The sequence below is a fragment of the Shewanella sp. SM69 genome, from assembly GCF_025653985.1.
In the GTDB taxonomy this organism is placed as follows: Bacteria; Pseudomonadota; Gammaproteobacteria; order Enterobacterales; family Shewanellaceae; genus Shewanella; species Shewanella oncorhynchi.
Genome location: NZ_JAKKRV010000060.1, coordinates 1 through 567, shown reverse-complemented (window position 1 = coordinate 567; position 567 = coordinate 1). Strand labels below are relative to the sequence as shown.

Below are 567 nucleotides of genomic sequence, written 5' to 3'. Positions count from 1 at the left end.
ATCGCCGTCTTCGGTGACGGTGCCGGCATCGCTGTCGCCGTTACCGACCGTGATGTCAGCGGGATCGTTCGCGCCGACAATGGTGATGGTCACGGTGTGGCTGGCGGTGCCATCGGCACTGGTGACCGTGATGTCACGGGTCAGGGTTTCACCCGCCTTGAGTGACTGCACGTCGCTGTGGCTGTTGTTTAAGGTGTAGGTCCAGTTACCGTCGGCATCRATGCTGAAGAAACCGTAGTTGCCATCGGCGACATTGGTTTGCACTTGGAAGACCGCTTCGCCGTTGTCGACGTCGGTGACGGTTAAGGTGCCAGCCACCGTTTGTACTGTGCCTGGCAGGGTGTCGGWATCGCCGTCTTCGGTGACGGTGCCGGCATCGCTGTCGCCGTTACCGACCGTGATGTCAGCGGGATCGTTCGCGCCGACAATGGTGATGGTCACGGTGTGGCTGGCGGTGCCATCGGCACTGGTGACCGTGATGTCACGGGTCAGGGTTTCACCCGCCTTGAGTGACTGCACGTCGCTGTGGCTGTTGTTTAAGGTGTAGGTCCAGTTACCGTCGGCATC

1 protein-coding gene is annotated in these 567 nt (G+C 60.7%); it reads right to left on the bottom strand.

The features are described from left to right. The coding region (locus L5M37_RS24080) for a VCBS domain-containing protein (protein ID WP_263201921.1) at nucleotides 1–567 on the bottom strand (567 nt) is incomplete at both ends.